General features: G+C 65.1%; 18 protein-coding genes. 9 read left to right on the top strand and 9 right to left on the bottom strand.

The window, feature by feature from the left end:
- Positions 1 to 10: 10 nt before the first annotated feature.
- The 4 genes from flgA to QX051_RS29075 all read left to right on the top strand — a co-directional run bounded on the left by flgA (position 11) and on the right by QX051_RS29075 (position 2,878).
- Positions 11 to 1,078: a flagellar basal body P-ring formation chaperone FlgA gene (gene flgA / locus QX051_RS29090; RefSeq protein ID WP_315778487.1), complete on the top strand. Its 1,068-nt coding sequence runs from the start codon at positions 11 to 13 to the stop codon at positions 1,076 to 1,078.
- A gap of 5 nt (positions 1,079 to 1,083) precedes the next feature.
- Positions 1,084 to 1,863, top strand: coding sequence for a flagellar basal body L-ring protein FlgH (gene flgH, locus QX051_RS29085; RefSeq protein WP_315738777.1), 780 nt, complete (start codon positions 1,084 to 1,086; stop codon positions 1,861 to 1,863).
- Positions 1,864 to 2,249: 386 nt separating this feature from the next.
- On the top strand, positions 2,250 to 2,585 hold the full coding sequence (locus tag QX051_RS29080) for a type II toxin-antitoxin system RelE/ParE family toxin (RefSeq protein WP_315738779.1): 336 nt from the start codon (positions 2,250 to 2,252) through the stop codon (positions 2,583 to 2,585).
- Complete coding sequence (locus tag QX051_RS29075; RefSeq protein WP_315738781.1) at positions 2,585 to 2,878, top strand: helix-turn-helix transcriptional regulator; 294 nt, start codon at positions 2,585 to 2,587, stop codon at positions 2,876 to 2,878. The genes QX051_RS29080 and QX051_RS29075 overlap by 1 nt, the downstream gene beginning before the upstream one ends.
- A 54-nt stretch (positions 2,879 to 2,932) precedes the next feature.
- Here QX051_RS29075 and QX051_RS29070 read toward each other — a convergent pair whose 3' ends face one another.
- The 4 genes from QX051_RS29070 to QX051_RS29055 all read right to left on the bottom strand — a co-directional run bounded on the left by QX051_RS29070 (position 2,933) and on the right by QX051_RS29055 (position 7,528).
- Positions 2,933 to 3,724 (bottom strand): 2-keto-4-pentenoate hydratase, encoded by a 792-nt coding sequence (locus QX051_RS29070; RefSeq protein ID WP_315778477.1) that lies wholly within the window; start codon positions 3,722 to 3,724, stop codon positions 2,933 to 2,935.
- Between the two features lie 293 nt (positions 3,725 to 4,017).
- Positions 4,018 to 6,117 carry a sensor histidine kinase gene (locus tag QX051_RS29065; protein WP_315778476.1) on the bottom strand — a complete coding sequence of 700 codons (2,100 nt, stop codon included), beginning with the start codon at positions 6,115 to 6,117 and terminating at the stop codon, positions 4,018 to 4,020.
- A 205-nt stretch (positions 6,118 to 6,322) separates the two neighbouring features.
- Positions 6,323 to 6,688, bottom strand: coding sequence for an RNA polymerase-binding protein DksA (dksA, locus tag QX051_RS29060; RefSeq protein WP_170323279.1), 366 nt, complete (start codon positions 6,686 to 6,688; stop codon positions 6,323 to 6,325).
- 228 nt (positions 6,689 to 6,916) lie between these two features.
- Positions 6,917 to 7,528, bottom strand: a complete 612-nt coding sequence (locus tag QX051_RS29055; protein ID WP_315778475.1) for an NAD(P)-dependent oxidoreductase — start codon at positions 7,526 to 7,528, stop codon at positions 6,917 to 6,919.
- 143 nt (positions 7,529 to 7,671) lie between these two features.
- Here QX051_RS29055 and QX051_RS29050 point away from each other — a divergent pair, with 143 nt between their 5' ends.
- A complete protein-coding gene (locus QX051_RS29050) occupies positions 7,672 to 8,046 on the top strand; it encodes a helix-turn-helix domain-containing protein (RefSeq protein WP_315716006.1) in 375 nt (124 codons plus the stop codon).
- Between the two features lie 14 nt (positions 8,047 to 8,060).
- Here the strand turns inward: QX051_RS29050 and QX051_RS29045 are convergent, their stop codons facing one another.
- Entirely contained in the window at positions 8,061 to 8,474 is a 414-nt protein-coding gene (locus tag QX051_RS29045) for a flagellar assembly protein FliX (RefSeq protein WP_315716005.1), read from the bottom strand.
- A gap of 269 nt (positions 8,475 to 8,743) precedes the next feature.
- Between QX051_RS29045 and QX051_RS29040 the strand changes: the two genes are divergently transcribed.
- The 4 genes from QX051_RS29040 to QX051_RS29025 all read left to right on the top strand — a co-directional run bounded on the left by QX051_RS29040 (position 8,744) and on the right by QX051_RS29025 (position 11,396).
- Entirely contained in the window at positions 8,744 to 9,868 is a 1,125-nt protein-coding gene (locus QX051_RS29040) for a flagellar basal body P-ring protein FlgI (RefSeq protein ID WP_315738786.1), read from the top strand.
- On the top strand, positions 9,868 to 10,254 hold the full coding sequence (gene flgJ, locus QX051_RS29035) for a flagellar assembly peptidoglycan hydrolase FlgJ (protein ID WP_315756568.1): 387 nt from the start codon (positions 9,868 to 9,870) through the stop codon (positions 10,252 to 10,254). Before QX051_RS29040 ends, flgJ begins: the two co-directional genes overlap by 1 nt.
- 56 nt (positions 10,255 to 10,310) lie before the next feature.
- On the top strand, positions 10,311 to 10,796 hold the full coding sequence (locus QX051_RS29030; protein WP_315756569.1) for a hypothetical protein: 486 nt from the start codon (positions 10,311 to 10,313) through the stop codon (positions 10,794 to 10,796).
- A gap of 213 nt (positions 10,797 to 11,009) precedes the next feature.
- Positions 11,010 to 11,396, top strand: a complete 387-nt coding sequence (locus QX051_RS29025) for a hypothetical protein (RefSeq protein ID WP_315738790.1) — start codon at positions 11,010 to 11,012, stop codon at positions 11,394 to 11,396.
- Positions 11,397 to 11,493: 97 nt separating this feature from the next.
- Here the strand turns inward: QX051_RS29025 and QX051_RS29020 are convergent, their stop codons facing one another.
- The 4 genes from QX051_RS29020 to QX051_RS29005 form a co-directional block, all read right to left on the bottom strand.
- Positions 11,494 to 11,862 carry a hypothetical protein gene (locus QX051_RS29020; RefSeq protein ID WP_315778474.1) on the bottom strand — a complete coding sequence of 123 codons (369 nt, stop codon included), beginning with the start codon at positions 11,860 to 11,862 and terminating at the stop codon, positions 11,494 to 11,496.
- 32 nt (positions 11,863 to 11,894) lie between these two features.
- Complete coding sequence (gene flaF, locus QX051_RS29015) at positions 11,895 to 12,260, bottom strand: flagellar biosynthesis regulator FlaF (protein ID WP_315738793.1); 366 nt, start codon at positions 12,258 to 12,260, stop codon at positions 11,895 to 11,897.
- Positions 12,261 to 12,625: 365 nt separating this feature from the next.
- A complete protein-coding gene (locus QX051_RS29010) occupies positions 12,626 to 14,197 on the bottom strand; it encodes a flagellin (protein ID WP_315738794.1) in 1,572 nt (523 codons plus the stop codon).
- 226 nt (positions 14,198 to 14,423) lie between these two features.
- Positions 14,424 to 15,271 (bottom strand): flagellin (locus QX051_RS29005; RefSeq protein WP_315778473.1); only part of this gene is annotated, 848 nt, incomplete at its 5' end.

Raw genomic sequence — 15,271 nt, 5'->3', positions numbered from 1 at the left:
GGAGATCGCCATCATGACCCGCACCGTCCGTCCCTTCCTGCTCGCAGCCGCCCTGCTCGCCTCGACCGCGCTGTCGGCGCTGGCCGGCGAGGCCGACGACCAGATCAAGGCGCCCGTGCTGCGCTCCACCGTCAACGTCACCGGCGACATCGTGCGCGTCGGCGACCTGATCGACAATGCGGGCGTCGCGGCCAATATCGCCGTCTACCGCGCGCCCGATCTCGGCACGACCGGCGTGCTGCCGGCCGCGCAGGTGATCGCGACCCTGCGCACCCACCAGGTCATCGGCGTCGAGGTCCGCGACATCAAGGAGGTTGCGGTCACGCGGCTGGCCCGCGCCATCGACGCCAAGGAGATCAGCACGGCAGTGGCCCAGGCGCTCGATCACCGCAACGGACTTGGCGATGCCGCGAACCTCAGCATCAGCTTCGACCAGCCGGTGCAGGATCTCAAATTCGAGGCCTCGACGTCAGGCACGCTGGCGCCGACCAGCGCCCGCTTCGACCCCCGCAGCGGCCGCTTCGACATCACCTTCGAGCTCGGCCATGCCAATGGCGCGAGCCCGACCAAGCTGCGCTACACCGGCACGGCGATCGAGACCGTCGAGGCCGTGGTGCTGACCCGCAACATCGATCGCAACGAGACGATCCGCTCAGGCGACCTGCAGACCGAGCGGCGGCCGCGCGCCGAGCTCGGCGGCGGCGAGCCTGCCTCGCGCGAGCTCGCAGTGGGCATGCAGATGCGCCGCGCGGTGCGCGCGGGCCAGGCGCTGAAGACCACCGACCTCGCCAAGCCCGACCTCGTGCAGCGCGACCAGGCGGTCACGCTGATCTACCAGACCGCCGGCATCTATCTCACCACGCGCGGCAAGGCGCTGGAGTCGGGCACCGAAGGCGACGTCGTCAGCGTGCTCAATCTGCAGTCCAAGCGCACCGTGACCGGCCGCGTCTCGGGTCGCGGCCAGGTCTCTGTCGACATCGCCGTCGCCAAGCCGGCGCAGACCTCCGAAGCCGACATCGCCGCGCCCGTCGCCGTCGCCAGCCGCCTTCCCACCTCCGCCACCCCGAAAGCCGAGTAAGTTTCATGTCGAAGTTCAAGTTTGATGATCGGGGCGCCTCGAGCCTGCGCCGGGTTGCGCTGGTCTCGGTCTCCTTCGCAGTGCTGTCGATCGCCGGCGGATGCTCCTCGATCGACCGGCTGTCGCAGATCGGCGAGCGGCCGAAGCTGACGGAGATCGACAACCCGACCACGCAGCCGGGCTACAAGCCGGTGCAGATGCCGATGCCCAAGCCCGAGACGGTGTCCTACGCGCCGAACTCGCTGTGGCGTAACGGCTCGCGCGCCTTCTTCAAGGACCAGCGCGCCCGTCAGGTCGGCGACCTCCTGACCGTCACGGTCAGCATCTCCGACAAGGCCAATTTCGCCAACGAGACCCAGCGCAGCCGCACCAACAAGGAGGATTCGGGCATCACCGACTTCATCGGCGCGAAGACGCTCGGCGTGCAGGCGCAGAAGGTGCTGCCCGGCCGCATCCTGACCGCCGACGGCACCTCGTCGTCCGACGGCAAGGGCACCATCCAGCGCTCGGAATCCCTGACCACCAGCGTCGCCGCGGTGGTGACGCAGGTGCTGCCGAACGGCAACCTCGTCGTCGAAGGCAAGCAGGAGATCCGGGTCAACTACGAGATCCGCGAGCTGATCGTGGCCGGCATCGTGCGGCCCGAGGACATCCAGAGCGACAACACCATCGACTCCACCAAGATCGCCCAGGCCCGTATCTCCTACGGCGGCCGCGGCCAGATCTCCGACGTCCAGCAGCCACGCTACGGCCAGCAGGTGATGGACATCCTGCTGCCGTTCTGAGGCGAAGATCACATGGAAAGGCCGGGCGGATCCAACCACGCCCGGTCGCCGCGAAAGCTCCGACCTGAATGTCTTGGGTCGGCAATCGGACAAGGATGAAGAGACACGATGAAAATCCCTCCCCGGAGGGTCAGACAAGGACTTGGCCGAGCGCGACACTGGTCATGAGATGATCCGCAGCCGCCGCCCTTCTCTGAAAGCGAGCTCCCACATTGCCCAATGCGAACCTAGGCGCAGCGGGCGATGTATACGCGGCCTCCGGTAGCTCCCCTGCCGGAGGCCGTGTTCGTTTACTTGCCTAGACAAGTGTCGTTCACTTGGCGATCAACTGAGAGCCTGCTCAGCATTTTCCCTGTTGCAGAACGTACCAAAAATGGTACATTTCAATGAAACGGCTACCGGCGTTCTTCTACGCGCTGCCATCCGGCCGCGAACCCGTCCGGGACTGGCTCAAGGAATTGCCTGCCGAGGATCGTCGGATCCTCGGCGAGGATATCAAGGACGTCGAGTTTGCTTGGCCGATCGGGCTTCCTCTGTGTCGGCCATTGAGTCATGGACTGTGGGAGGTTCGCAGCAGCCTCACGCAGGGCCGGATCGCCCGTGTGATCTTTTGCTTGCGAGACGGCCGGATGATCCTGCTCCATGCCTTCATCAAGAAGAGTCAGAAGACTCCGGCATCCGATATCGAATTGGCCGTCAAACGCATGAGAGACATTTCGTGATGCGCGCACCTAAGACTGCCGGCAAGGTCGGCTCTGCCTTCGACGACTTTCTGAAGGAGGACGGTCTCTACGAGACCGTGACGGCGCGCGCGATCAAGCGCGTGCTGGTACGGCAGCTCGAGGAGCTAATGAAGCGCGAGGCGATCTCCAAGACCGAGCTGGCGGCCCGCATGGAGACCAGCCGCGCCCAGCTCGACCGGCTGCTCGATCCCGACAATGAATCCGTCACGCTCGGCACGCTGGCGCGCGCCGCCAGAGCCGTAGGCCGTCATCTGCGCATGGAGCTCGTCTAGCTGGAGCGGAGCAACGCCCCGCTCAGAGATCGGCAGGTCTTCCTCGACGCGGGATCACATGAACGTCGCCTCGACCACACCGAGGCCGTCCAGCTCCATCCGCACCCGGTCGCCCGCGCTCAGCCATATCGTCTTGACCAGGCTGCCGGTCAGGACGAGCTGTCCGGCCTCGAGCCCGTCACCACCGGCGGCGAGATGATTGGCAAGCCAGGCCAGCGCGTGGACCGGATGTCCCAGCACATCCGCACCGGTGCCCTCGCCGACCAGGGTGCCGTTGACGATGGCACGGCCCTGCACCGCGGCCAAGTCCGCTACGGCAGCGCGCGGGAGCGCCGGGCCGAGGACGCAGCCGGCAGCAAAGAAATCGTCGGCGACGAGCGTCGGCGCCCCCAGCGTCTGCCATTGCACATAACGGTCGTCGACGATCTCGATCGCCGCATGACAGTCGCCGATCGCCTCGACGACACGATCCATGGTGAACGGCGCGTCCAACGGCAGCAGGTCGTGCTTGATCCGCACGGCGATCTCGCATTCGACGCCCACGCGGACGAAGTCGGCCGTGCGCAATCCGACCCCCGTCTGGTGAACGCCGCGCGCGAACACCCCGCCGGAGCAGGGATGCGGAATGCCAAGATAGTCCTGCATCACCTTGCTGGTGCAGCCGATCTTGTAGCCGGCGAAGTCACCGGCCTGTTCGGCGAGCAGCCAATGGACTTCACGCTGGATCTCGTAACCGGCAGCTTCATCCTTCGGCTGAAGCTGCGGCGGCAGAGCGCCCAAGGGCGCCCGCCGCTTGCGGGCATCTACAATCAGTTGCGCAGCGGCAAGGATCTCGTCTGCTCCCATGGCCCTTCAACTCCCCTGGCCCGCGGCCCGAACCGGCATCGCAGGATTTATGGTGAACGGATTGTTTATTAACGAGATTTTGGCTCCCATCTCAGCTTCATCAACAATTTGAGACGGCGCGGCCGCGGGCGCAAGCAGCACTTTCAACCGACCAGCCGCCCGTAACCAGTACCTCGCTCATCGGAATTGCCGTCTCTGCGCCGATACCCCGGACGCGGGTATGGCAGAGCGCGATGGCGAGGCCATGTGAGGCCATGTCAGGACCAGCCGAGCGGCGCTTCGCGCGCTGACGCTCAACTCGCCTCGCCCGTTGCGGCCATCGAGCTCTCGTCACGTGTCGTGAGCCAGGGCAGCTCGAACTGGCAGGTCAGCCCGCTCTCGGCAAATGTGCGCTGCAGATGCCTGACCGTGCGGGTCAGCAGCCGGCTGCCGAAGCCGACCACCGGAGGCTCACGCGCCGGCGGACCGCCGCTCTCCTGCCAACGGACATGCAGCGCGTCCTGGGCCAGCGACCAGCTGACATCGACGTGACCGTTGGGCGTGGTGAGCGCTCCATATTTGCTGGCGTTGCAGGCCATCTCGTGGATGACGAGAGCCAGCTGCGTCGTCAGCTCGACCGGGACCAGGATGGCGGGGCCGCTGGTGGCGAGTTGATCCGGTGTGCTGGCGAACGGCGCGACCTGACTCCTGATGAGGGCGGCGAGATCGGCGCCCTGCCAGTCGTTCTCGGCAAGGCTCGTGTGCGCCGTCGCCAGCGCATGCAGGCGTGACGTGAAATCGCGGACCTTGGCGTCGTGCCGCGGCAGCAGCTGATGCGCCAGCGATTGCACCACGGCGAGGCTGTTCTTGACGCGATGGGCGAGCTCATGCACGAGCAGCTCGCGCTTGCGGTCGGCTTCCTTCGCGGCCGTGACGTCGATGTTGACGCCGATCATGTACGGATCGCCGCCGCCCTCGCCGCCCAACATGCGGGCGCGCGCCTCGATCCACCGGATCGAGCCGTCGGGCAGCGCCACCCGCCACTCCGAATCGAGCTCGCCGGTGATCAGCGCCTGCTTGTTGTCCCGATCGGCACGCGCCTGGTCCTCGGAATGCACCAGCGCCAGCCAAGCGTCATAGGTCCCTGGGAACGTGCCCGGCGCGAGCCCATAGAGTTCTTCGATCTCGTCGGACCAGTGGCTGGCGCCGGATCTGCCGTCCCAGGTAAAGGTGCCAAGCCGTCCGTATTTCGCGGCGAGTTTGAGCTGCCCGGCCGTGCGCGACGCATCGTCCCTGGCTTGGGCGAGCATCCCGAAATTCTCCTGGATGACGCGCGCACTCTCCGCCTGCGCCTTTTCGGCCGCAGCCAGTCGGGCGTTGAGCGCCCGGACCTCCGGAGGATCGGAGGGCGCGGCCTCGCCTGGAATGGCGCTCTTGACGGCGATGCTTTCGAGCGGCCGGGCGATGCTTCGGCCGATGCCGGCCGCCAGCAGCAGCGCCAGGGCGCAGATCGTGGTCGCGGCGATGGTTGCGGTCTGGACCGTCGAGGAGATCGCCTGGGCGAAAGCCGCCTGCTTGATGCCGACGCCGACCGTCCACTCGCTCAGCTGGGGACGCGCATTGGCGTTGATGACACGATCGCCCTCGATCGACGGAAACTCCGCGATCCCCTCGGCCTTGGCAGTCGCCCGCCAGCCGGCCGACGCCGGCTGCCCGATCGTGGTGGCGTTCTTCGGAATGCGCGAGATGTAGCGGCCCTGGCCGTCCATGATGCCGACGAGCCAGTCGGCCGGCAGCTGCTGCTGGGCCAGCAGCCGGGTGTAGTTCGCGGCCGGCATGGCGATCGACAGGCAACGGAACGGCTTGCCATCCTTGAAGACGGGGACATCGACGGTCGCCACCCACGCGCCGGAATTGGGACCGGTGAAGATGTCGGAGATCGATGGCCTTCCTGACTGAAAAGCGCGCTCCTGCGAGTGCCGGCCTTCGGGCGTGCGCTCGCCGAGCGGCTTGCCCGGCGTCGCCCCGGTGTTGAGCAGGATGCGGCCGCTCGCGTCCGACACGATGATCCAGCCTTCGCCGCTGACCGCACCGACGCGGCGCGCCTCCGCCTCGAAGTCGCTGAGATCGGCCGCGCTGAGATCAGGAGACTTCGCCAGCACCTCGGCGAGCGCGATATAGCGCCGCAATTCGGCGTCGACAGCTCCGGAGATCGTCTGCGCGGCATAGGACAGGCCGTGCCGAATTGAGGCGTCGGCGGATTGCGCCATCGACACGATGACATAGGCAATCAGCCCGACGCAGGGCAGGAACAGAATGCCGGCCAGCAGAAGGAGGCGTCCCTTGATGCTCAGGGCGCCGTAGGAGCGCTGCATCGTCGCCAGCGCGCCTCTGGCTATGTCCGGCTCGCCCATGATTCCCCGCGGCGTTCCGAGATGGAACCGCAGTTAATTCAGCAGGCGCGAAAAAGTTCCTGACGTTCGGAAAACCAAAGGCGCTTGCGCTCGCTCCCGCACAGCCTGTGCGGATCGCACAAGCACCGTCTCAGCCGTCAACAGATACTGCGGCCGCACCCGGCAGGCGGCCGCAATCCCCGCTCGTTCAGGTCAGTGTCGCGACCTACTCGTCGCGATAGACCTTTTCACGCTTCTCGTGGCGTTCCTGCGCCTCCACCGACAGCGTCGCAATGGGCCGGGCCTCGAGCCGCTTCAGCGAAATCGGCTCGCCGGTCTCCTCGCAATAACCGTAGGTGTTGTCCTCGATGCGCTGGAGCGCCGCGTCGATCTTGGAGATCAGCTTGCGCTGGCGGTCACGGGCGCGAAGCTCGATCGCCCGGTCGGTCTCGGACGACGCACGGTCGGCGAGGTCCGGATGGTTCACGTTCTCCTCCTGCAGAGCCTGCAGGGTGAGCTTCGATTCGCGCAGGATCTCCTCCTTCCATGCCAGCAGCTTGGCGCGGAAATAGTCGCGCTGGCGTTCGTTCATGAAAGGCTCTTTTTCGGAAGGTTTGTAGTTCTTCAACTTTTCCAAGGTCAGCCCATCTGTACGTGCTGGCGCCGGTTTCGGCACCGGCGGACGGAATACGCCCGTTCGCGGCCGCGTTATATAGCGGCCTCATGTGACAGACAATATTTCGATCGGCACGGGCGCCCCGCCGTTCGGGCCGTTGCACAGGCAAATTTGGCCGCAGCCGGCGGGACGCCGTGGACGGCCTCAGTAACCGACCGTGAAACGGGCCCGCCGGTGCGCCGGACGCTCGATTTCGTCGGCCATCGCGACCGCGAAGTCCTCGAAGGTGATGAAACTCTTGCCGTCGGCATCGACCAGCAACTGGTCCGTTCCGAGCCGGAACTTGCCCGTGCGGGCGCCGAAATCGATCATCGCCGAGGGCGACAGGAAGGTCCAGTCGAGCTCCTTCTCCTGGCGCAGACGATCGAGGAACGCGGCGCCCTTCTCCGCTTCGGCCTTGTAGGCGGCCGGAAAGCCGGGCGTCGTCACCAGCCGCACACCCGGCGCGACCTCGAGCGAGCCGGCGCCGCCGACCACGAGGTAACGCGATACGCCGGAGTCCTTGGCCGCCCCGATCAGGGTCTCGACATCGCTGGCCGAGAAATGGATCGCGCTGATCGCGACGTCATGGCCGGCCCAGAGCTTTGCCAGCGCGGCGCGGTCGTTGGCATCGCCCCGCACCGCCTTGACGTTGGCGTGACCGGCGATCTTCTCCGGGTTGCGGGCGATGCCGGTGACCTGGTGGCCGCGGCTGGCCAGCTCGGCGGTAATGCGGGACCCGGCACGGCCGGACGCGCCGGCGACGGCGATCTTCATGGGAAGCTCCTATGTTCGAGATCACGAGGTCGGATCCGAGATCTGGACGAAGCCGCCTCGGTATCCGATAGTGACTAGATAGCGGAACGAATGCTGGTGTTAAGAGCGCACTTTAAGATCACCTGGTCACGCCGGAGTAACCGATGAGAGCCGCGAACGTCTATTCGGCCGACTGCCCAACGCGACAGATCCTCGATCGCGTCGGCGACAAATGGGCCGTGCTGATCCTGATCCTGCTGCGCAACGAACCGTTGCGCTTCAATCAGTTGCGGCGGTCGATCGAAGGGATTTCGCAGAAGATGCTGTCCCAGGTGCTGAAGAGCCTGGAGCGCGATGGCCTGGTGCGGCGGCGCGCGATCGCGACCGTTCCGGTCACCGTCGAATATTCGATCACGCCGCTCGGGCTGACGCTCGCCGCCGCGGTCGATCCGCTGCGCGACTGGGCCGAGCGCCATCTCAAGGAGGTCACCGCCGCGCAGCGGCGCTACGACGCGCAACAGCCGTCGAAGGCGGCTTGAACGCGCGAAGCGTCTCAGCTCCGCCCGGCCTTGGCGAGCTCGACCTCGACGCGCAGCTCGATCTCGGAGAGGATCGCATCCAGTCCCGGGTCGCCCGAGGTCTGCTTCAGGTCGGCCGCGGCATCGCGCAGCCGCAGCGCCATCGCGGTGTCGAGCTTGCCGGACAGCAGCGTCAGCTTGAGATCATCGAGCACGTCGAGCGCGCGCTTGCCGCGCTGGACCGAGCGCTTGCGGCGCTCCGCCGGCTCCTCCTCGATACCCTGCAGCGCCAGCAGCGCATCGATGTTCGCGGTCTGCTTGGGCGCGAGCGTCGCGCGCGTGTCCTGCGTGGTGCCGACGTCAGGCAGCTTGAAGCCGCTGGACGAGGCCTTCCGCGTGCTGCTGGTCGACGAGCCCAGGGTCGTGCCGTTCGGTCCGTAGATGCGCATCGATGGCTCCCGCAAGCTTCGCGTGTCGAGCGGGAGATTGGCTCCGCCGTGGTTAACGGTGCGTAAACGGCCCGGCAAATTCTGCCGGGGCGGCAGCTTCGTTCCCCCCGAGCACCCCTGGACCGCGACAAAGCTTCGAGTCGATTTCACACTCTTTCAATGAGTTAGCCCGGAGCATCGCCGTGGCACGGCGCTCGCATAGTTAACGTCGATCATGCGGTCATGGGAGTGGCCGAGTGATCACTTGAAGAGTTCGAGGGGAGCATAAGATGCGACGCGTCCGAACCACGCGCCTGTTTCAGGTCGCCTGCGCCGCCGTGCTGGCGCTGGCATCTACCGTCATGTCTGCGAATGCGACCTCGCGGATCAAGGATCTCGCCAATATCGAGGGCGTGCGCCAGAACCAGTTGATCGGCTATGGCCTCGTGGTCGGCCTCAACGGCACCGGCGACACGCTGAACAACATCCCGTTCACCAAGCAGTCGCTGCAGGCGATGCTCGAGCGCATGGGCGTCAACATCCGCGGCGCCACCATCCGCACCGGCAACGTCGCCGCTGTCATGGTCACCGGCAACCTGCCGCCATTCGCGACGCAAGGCACGCGCATGGACGTCACGGTGTCCGCGCTCGGCGACGCCAAGAACCTGCAGGGCGGCACCCTGCTCGTCACCCCCCTGCTCGGCGCCGACGGCAACGTCTATGCGGTGGCGCAGGGCTCGCTCGCGATCTCCGGCTTCCAGGCCGAGGGCGAGGCCGCCAAGATCGTGCGCGGCGTGCCGACCGTCGGCCGCATCGCCAATGGCGCCATCATCGAGCGCGAGATCGAGTTCGCGCTGAACCGGCTGCCGAACGTGCGGCTCGCCCTGCGCAACGCCGACTTCACCACCGCAAAGCGCATCGCCGCCGCCATCAACGATTTCCTCGGCGTCAAGACCGCCGAGCCGATCGACCCTTCGACGGTGCAGCTCAGCGTTCCCGCCGAGTTCAAGGGCAATGTCGTCGCCTTCCTGACCGAGATCGAGCAGTTGCAGGTCGATCCTGATCTCGCCGCCAAGATCGTCATCGACGAGCGCTCCGGCATCATCGTGATGGGCCGCGACGTGCGCGTGGCGACCGTCGCCGTGGCGCAAGGCAACCTCACCGTCACGATCTCCGAAAGTCCGCAGGTCAGCCAGCCCAATCCACTGTCGCGCGGCCGCACCGTGGTCACACCGCGCACCAGCGTCGGTGTCACCGAGGAAGGCAAGAAGTTCGCGGTCGTCAAGGACGGTGTGTCCTTGCAGCAGCTGGTCGACGGCCTCAACGGCCTCGGCATCGGTCCCCGCGACCTGATCAGCATCCTGCAGGCCATCAAGGCGGCGGGTGCGATCGAAGCCGACATCGAGGTGATGTGATGGCGACGTCCTTCATCGACTCCTATCATGGCCGCGTCGCTCTCAACATGCCGACGGCCGCGGCCGTCACCGCGCCGCGCACCGATCTCGATCTCGCCGAGGCCCTGACCAAGGTCTCGCCCAAGGCGCAGGCCAGGGCCAAGGCGACGGCGACCGACTTCGAAGCAATGTTCCTCAACAGCATGTTTTCGCAGATGACCAGCGGAGTGAAGGGCGAAGGGCCGTTCGGCGACACGCCGGGCACCGGCGTCTGGCGCTCGATGCTGACGGAGCAATATTCCAAGAACTTCGCCAAGGCCGGCGGCGTCGGCATCTCCAACGACGTCTTCCGCACACTCATCCTGCAACAGGCCGGCAGCAGCTCCGGCGCCAACGGCAAAGCGTAAATGTTCGCGTGACAAGCGCGTGGGCGGCAAACGCTCACGCCGAAGGGAGTTATGAAATGACCGCACAGGGCCAAGCGAAGAAGACGACCTACGCCGCCGCCACCAGCGCCGCAGAGGCACGCGCGCTCGCCGACGAGATGGTGAGCGTCATGAGCGAGCTGATCGCGGTCATCGAGCAGGAGACCGAGCTGGTCCGCGCCGGCAAGCTGCGCGAAGGCATGGCGTTCGGCCCGAAGAAGACCGAGCTGTCCCGCCACTACGTCACGACCGTGGGCCGCCTCAAGGCGAGTCAGGATTTCATGAAGCAGACCGCGCCGGAGCTGCTCGCCACCCTGCACCGCCACCACGACACCTTCCGCGCCTTGTTGCAGGTGAACCTGACCGTGCTGGCGACTGCGCACGCGATCTCGGAAAAGATCGTGCGCGGCGTCAATGCCGAGGTTCAGCGCAAGAACATCCCCAGCACGTATACCGCCGGCGGCCGCCGCGCCGCCCCGGGCGCACGGCACCTCACCCCGCTCGCCGTCAGCCGGACGCTCTGAGCCTCACCACCGGCACCCCCCACTGCATTGCAGCGCCGCGCCGCCTCGAGGGCCGCGCGGCCGTCGCCGTTTAACGCTCGGATAAGCTTAAAAGGCCCTGGCGAATCACAACGCGCCGTTCATCCTATTTCCTAACATAACGTTGATTGGTCATCGGCATAGTTGCAAGCGGGATGGGTTGGGAATTGACTCGATGGCCATGAGGAGGCTGCCATGAGTTCCGATTTCAGCGTAAGAGCGGTAGGGACGCCAGCGTCCGTTCCGATAATTCCGCCGTCGAGCCAGGCGGTGGTGAGCGCTGTTCCAACGGACCTTCCTCCCAGCCAGACCGTGACCGCGGCCGAGCCTGGCGCCTCCGTGCGCAACGACGTCCCGGTCAACGTCGCGAACGATCTGTCGGTGTCGCGGCAGGCCTATTACGATCGCGCCGCTGCCGCCCTGGTGTTCCAGGTGGTCAACCGCAAGACCGATCAGGTCGTGACCCAATATCCGGATGAGGCCGTGCTGCGCCGCCGGGCCTACTTCAACACGCTCGACCTTCAGAAGGATATGCAGAAGGCGGACGTGCCGCGCGTCGTGGCGACCGATCGCACCGCCTGAGCTGAGCCCCCACGGGGCCGACCGCTTCATTCCGCCGCCGCCTGCACGCCGCCCCACCGGGCGGCGTTGCCGTATCGAGCGGCGCAGCTTTGGCGGATCAACTGCTCCGGGTCGCGTAGGCGGTGTCGAGATAGGTCTGGCCCGAGGCGGCGTCGGTGACCACGTTCTTGATCTGGGCCTTGCCGTTGCCGGTCAGCGTGAACTTCGTATCGCCGATCCCCAACGCATTATCCCTGATCAGCACGTCCTGATACTTGTTCACGCCCTCGCCCTGGTAGCGAACCTTGGCGTGAAAGCCCTTGACGTTGGAGACCGAGACCGTGAACGACTTCCCGTTGGCATATTTTCCGCTCCAGCCGCCCTGATAGAGCGTCGGATCGACGGCCACGTATTTGCTGTTGCTTCGCGCCGTACTGAGCAGGTTCGACTTGTAGGACGCTGACAGGATGCTGGTGATATCGGTCATGACGACGCGCCACCCGCCCCTGTCCCCGACGGTCAGCTCCGCCCGGACAATCCCGCGGCGATGTGGCAGTTGATGTCGATCAGCGACTTGAGCTTCGCCGGATCCGGATCCATCTGCATCTCGATCGTCTGCTTCATCACGAACACGCCGATGTTGGCGATGTTCTGGCGGATGTCGAGCGGATTCGGATTGTCGTCCGCCTCCATCGCGCTCATGAAGATCGTCCACAAGCGACGATTGAAGAGCAGAGCCTTGTACATGTTGCGATCAGGGCCGCTCCAATTGGCCTGGACTTCCTGCAGCTGCCGCGCCGCTTTCAACAGAGCCTGAGCTTCGATCTCCCGTGGTGATGCCGTCGTCTGCGACGTGCGGGCATAGGCTTGAGCGGCATATGACATCAACTACTCCGGACTGACGCAGGGACACGACCAAACTGCTCAGGTTTTGTACTTTGCGTGCCTTTAAAATATGGTTAGCGGCCGTTAGCGGAATTCGTTTCGTAGCGCCACGGAGCACCGCAAATCGCCTTGTTTGGTGCACCTCTTAATTTCTTGCGAACGCGATGATTCAAAATGTCCGGACGAGGATCGTACGTTGTTCATCACGCCTCGGCGGCGCGAACTACACGAACAACGGCGCCTTCACGCAGCTCACCCACCGACATCGAACGGAGACCCGCGCTGCCACGCACGGCATAGCCAAAAGCAGAAGCGGCGGGCATGGCCCGCCGCTTCGATGAGATATCATTCCAGCGCGTTCGCGCTCAGCGCAGGAGCTGCAGCACGCTCGCCTGCGACTGATTGGCCAGCGCTAGCGCGGAGACCGCGATCGACTGGCGGGTCGACAGCGCCTGGCTGTTGGCCGCCTCCTCGTTGGTGTCGGCCAAGGTCAGGTTCGACGAACCGGTCTGCAGCACGTTGATCAGGTTCTTGTTGAAGTCCTGACGGATCTGCACGATCGAGAGGTTCGAACCGAGCGACGACGCTTCAGAGCGGATCGCAGTCGATGCACTGTTCAAGGTCGTGAGCACCTTGTTGGCCGAGTTGCTGTCGAGGAAGTCGCTTCCGACCACCAGCGCCGACAGGCCGAGACCGGTGCTGTTGAAGGTCACGCCGGTGATGTTCAGCGTGGACCGTCCGGTCTCGTTGAACACCAATTTGAGCGTGTCGCCGTTGAGCAGGTTGATGCCGTTGAACGAGGCGTCCTGCGCCGTGGTGTTGATCTGCGCCAGGACGTTGTTGTACTGCGCGATCAGGCCGGCACGCGTCGTCTGGGAGTTGGTGTCGGCCACCGGGGTCGATGCCGTCACGCCGTTAAAGGCCATGCTGGCCGCGGTCGAAGAGCCGGCGACCGCGCCGATCGTCGACGATGCCGCTTCGTTGGTGGTGAGGATCGTAAGCTGACCCGTCGTGCTCAGGCTGGCCTGCAGGTTGTTGGTCGCGAGAGCCGTATTGAGCTGTGCCAGCGTCGAGATCTGCGAAGCACCTGTGCCGAACGTTATGTTCGTTGCGACGCCGCCCCCTGTCGAGGCAATTGTCAGCGTCTGTCCTGTCAAGGCTGGCGGATTTCGTGTGGTCGTGCCGGCGGTCAATCCGAGCTTGGCCAGGGCCGTGCCCGATACTGTCAGATCCTGCGCCGTGCCTGTCGCCAGCTGGATCTTGCCGGCTGCCACCGTGGACGGCGTTGCGGTGGCTCCGGTCACCGAATCGATGGCAGCCAGGAGGTTGCTGACGGTGTCGCCGACGCCGATGTTGGTACCGGCCGAGACCGAGCCGGCCACGAAGGTGAACACGACACCGTTGACCACGAGCGTATCGCCGGTGGTGACGCTGCTCGCCAGGTCGTTCGAGGTCGAGCTCGCCGTACCCGACAGCCTGGTGGATCCGGTGATCGCAACGGCCGAGCTGAGGTTGTCGTTGTTGACCGCGCTGCCGGTCACGAAATTGTTTGAGGAGCTGCCGAGCAGGTTGTTCGCCGTCGCCCCTGAGATGACCGCGGAGGTCACGCTCGACTTGGTGGTGTACCCCGTCGGGGCCTGGAGGACCTGGCTTGCGATCGACTTGGCGCTATCGACGAGCTTCTGAAGCGAGGTGAGACCGGTATTCGCAGCCTGGAGAACCTGGACACCGTTGCCGATGCTGTCGAGCAGATTCGCAATGTCGCTCGCGCGGTTGTTGAGCGATTGCGAGGTGAAGAATTCGGTGGGGTTATCGAGCGCCGTGTTGACCTTGTTGCCGGTGGCCAGGTTGTTTTGAGTCGTGGCCAGCAGCGATGCGGTGTTTTGCAGCGCCAGCAGGTTTTGGCGAACCGAAGCCGAGAGAACGATACCGGACATATGTGTGAAACCTTCCTAGTTATTCACCAGGAGGTTCTAGTCCAGCCACTTTTAAAACATGGTTAATGGCGCTTTAAATTTCTTGCTTAACGACTGGTTGCGATCCTTGGCTCCACTCGCGTCCGGTTCCGTGCCAGTATTGATACGGGCCGGACGGCCAAACCAGGCGAAAAAAGCGGCGGGGTTTCCCCCGCCGCCTTGGTCGTCGAGATGCGATACTTGCGGATCAGCGCAGCAGCTGCAGCACGCTCGCCTGCGACTGGTTGGCGAGCGACAGCGCGGACACCGCGATCGACTGGCGGGTCGACAGCGCCTGGCTGTTGGCCGCTTCCTCGTTGGTGTCGGCCAGCGTCAGGTTCGACGAGCCGGTCTGCAGCACGTTGATCAGGTTCTTGTTGAAGTCCTGACGGATCTGCACCACCGACAAGTTCGAACCCAGCGTGGAGGCTTCCGACCGCAGCGTCGAGCTCGCCGAGTTCAACAGGGTGATCACCTTGTTCGCCGAGTTGTTGTCGAGGAAGTCGGTGCCCGAGGTGAGGGTCGACAGACCAAGACCGCCGGTATTGAAGGTCACGCCGGTGATCGAGAGCGTCGACTTGCCGTTCTCGTTGAAGGTCAGCTTCAGCGTGTCGCCGTTCAGCAGGTTGACACCGTTGAACGAAGCGTCGGCCGCGGTGGTGTTGATCTGCGCCAGCACGTTGTTGTACTGGGAGACTAGGCTCGCGCGCTGCGTCTGCGCGGTCGCATCCGCCACCGGAGCCGCCGCCGTCAGACCGTTGAAGGCCTGGCTGGATGCAGCCGACGTACCGCCGATCGCACCGATCGTGGCCGAAGCCGCGTCGTTGGTCGTGGTGATCGAGATCTTGCCGGTGGTATCGATCGAGGCTTGCAGGTTGTTGGCTGCGAGCTTGGTGTTGAGATCGTTCAGCGACTTGACCTGCCCTGTCCCTAGACCGAACGTGACACTCGTCGCCGTGCCTCCCCCTGTCGCGCCGATCGTCAAGGTCTGACCTGACAAGCCGTCGCCGACAGCAGTCAGCCCGAGCTTGCCCAAGGTGCCGGTGCTGCCCGAGA

The organism is Bradyrhizobium sp. SZCCHNR1053, from assembly GCF_032381235.1.
GTDB lineage: Bacteria > Pseudomonadota > Alphaproteobacteria > Rhizobiales > Xanthobacteraceae > Bradyrhizobium.
This window is presented reverse-complemented; position numbering and strand designations above follow the sequence as displayed.

Excerpts from the sequence above, each read along its gene's own strand:
- flgH (WP_315738777.1), top strand. The coding sequence starts at position 1,084 with ATGTCGAAGTTCAAGTTTGATGATCGGGGCGCCTCGAGCCTGCGCCGG.
- QX051_RS29080 (WP_315738779.1), top strand. The coding sequence starts at position 2,250 with ATGAAACGGCTACCGGCGTTCTTCTACGCGCTGCCATCCGGCCGCGAA.
- QX051_RS29075 (WP_315738781.1), top strand. The coding sequence starts at position 2,585 with ATGCGCGCACCTAAGACTGCCGGCAAGGTCGGCTCTGCCTTCGACGAC.
- QX051_RS29070 (WP_315778477.1), bottom strand. The coding sequence starts at position 3,724 with ATGGGAGCAGACGAGATCCTTGCCGCTGCGCAACTGATTGTAGATGCC.
- QX051_RS29065 (WP_315778476.1), bottom strand. The coding sequence starts at position 6,117 with ATGGGCGAGCCGGACATAGCCAGAGGCGCGCTGGCGACGATGCAGCGC.
- dksA (WP_170323279.1), bottom strand. The coding sequence starts at position 6,688 with ATGAACGAACGCCAGCGCGACTATTTCCGCGCCAAGCTGCTGGCATGG.
- QX051_RS29055 (WP_315778475.1), bottom strand. The coding sequence starts at position 7,528 with ATGAAGATCGCCGTCGCCGGCGCGTCCGGCCGTGCCGGGTCCCGCATT.
- QX051_RS29050 (WP_315716006.1), top strand. The coding sequence starts at position 7,672 with ATGAGAGCCGCGAACGTCTATTCGGCCGACTGCCCAACGCGACAGATC.
- QX051_RS29045 (WP_315716005.1), bottom strand. The coding sequence starts at position 8,474 with ATGCGCATCTACGGACCGAACGGCACGACCCTGGGCTCGTCGACCAGC.
- QX051_RS29040 (WP_315738786.1), top strand. The coding sequence starts at position 8,744 with ATGCGACGCGTCCGAACCACGCGCCTGTTTCAGGTCGCCTGCGCCGCC.
- flgJ (WP_315756568.1), top strand. The coding sequence starts at position 9,868 with ATGGCGACGTCCTTCATCGACTCCTATCATGGCCGCGTCGCTCTCAAC.
- QX051_RS29030 (WP_315756569.1), top strand. The coding sequence starts at position 10,311 with ATGACCGCACAGGGCCAAGCGAAGAAGACGACCTACGCCGCCGCCACC.
- QX051_RS29025 (WP_315738790.1), top strand. The coding sequence starts at position 11,010 with ATGAGTTCCGATTTCAGCGTAAGAGCGGTAGGGACGCCAGCGTCCGTT.
- QX051_RS29020 (WP_315778474.1), bottom strand. The coding sequence starts at position 11,862 with ATGACCGATATCACCAGCATCCTGTCAGCGTCCTACAAGTCGAACCTG.
- flaF (WP_315738793.1), bottom strand. The coding sequence starts at position 12,260 with ATGTCATATGCCGCTCAAGCCTATGCCCGCACGTCGCAGACGACGGCA.
- QX051_RS29010 (WP_315738794.1), bottom strand. The coding sequence starts at position 14,197 with ATGTCCGGTATCGTTCTCTCGGCTTCGGTTCGCCAAAACCTGCTGGCG.